The sequence below is a fragment of the Mesorhizobium sp. B1-1-5 genome, assembly GCF_006443065.1.
In the GTDB taxonomy this organism is placed as follows: Bacteria; Pseudomonadota; Alphaproteobacteria; order Rhizobiales; family Rhizobiaceae; genus Mesorhizobium.
The window spans coordinates 1-1,067 of sequence record NZ_VFWS01000625.1 but is presented as its reverse complement, the minus strand read 5'-3'; the positions used below and the strand labels follow the sequence as shown (position 1 = coordinate 1,067).

General features: G+C 67.5%; 1 protein-coding gene. It reads right to left on the bottom strand.

Annotated elements, in window-relative coordinates; genetic code table 11:
* Window positions 1–1,067 (bottom strand): ATP-binding cassette domain-containing protein (locus FJ980_RS33880; protein ID WP_348640682.1); only part of this gene is annotated, 1,067 nt, incomplete at both ends.

Genomic DNA, 1,067 nt, shown 5'->3' with positions numbered 1-1,067 from the left:
GGGTGAACGAATTGCCGGAATTGATGTCGCTCGCCGTGTTGATCGCCGTCAGCGACAGGCCGGCGGCGGCGGCGAACAGCCCGGCGACGAGATAGCGCACCAGCGCGTAGCGCGTCGGCGACCAGCCGGAACGGATCATCGCGGTCGGATTGTTGCCGAAACCGCGCAGCACCACGCCGAGGGGCAGCCGGTCGATCACGAACATCACGACTGCCACCGCGGCGATGAGGATGATCGAGGTTGGCACAAAGCCGAGTGACCAGTTGAACATTGTCGACAGCCATTCGGGGCTGGTGCCGCCGGGCGTCGGCTGCAGAGCATAGCCTATCCCGACCCAGATGAAGGAGGCGCCCAGCGTGACGACGATGGCCGGGATCTTGCGCGCCTGGATCAGGCCGCCGAGCCCGGCATAGGCGGCGATCGCTGCCGCCAGCGCCAGGGCGCCGAGCCACGGCTGGTCGTAGAGCAGCGTGGCGCTGAGCACGCTGACGAGCCCCGCGAACGCGCCGACGCCGAGGTCGATCTCGCTGCCGCCGACGATGAACATCTGCGCCGCGGTCACCAGCACCAGCGACAGCGCCGGCATCAGCAAGAGGTCGAGCCCGAAAATGGAGGCGACCGCCGGATTGGCCGACATCATCACGGCCAGTACGGCGGCGAGGCCGATGAAGGGGGCAGCGTTCACCAGCCTGCGGGCAAGCCCGGCGCCGACAGCGCCGCTGCGTCTCGCACTGGCAGCTTTATCCGTCTGCTGGGCAAAGGACGCGCCAACGACGGCTGATTCCGTGATCGCTTCGCCGGCCAGTTCCTTGACGATGCAGCCGCCGGAAAATACCAGCACGCGGTCGCAGGCCAGGAGTTCGGCATCTTCGGTCGTGTGCCAGATGAGCGTGCGCCCGCCTCGCGCAATGTCGTTGCAGAGGCGGTAGAAGTCCTGCTTGGTGGCGATGTCGACGCCGCGCGTCGGGTCGTCGAGCAGGACGATCGGCGTGTCGGCGACGAGCGCCCGGGCGACCAACGCCTTCTGCTGGTTGCCGCCGCTGAGCTCCAATATGTTGGATCCGAAG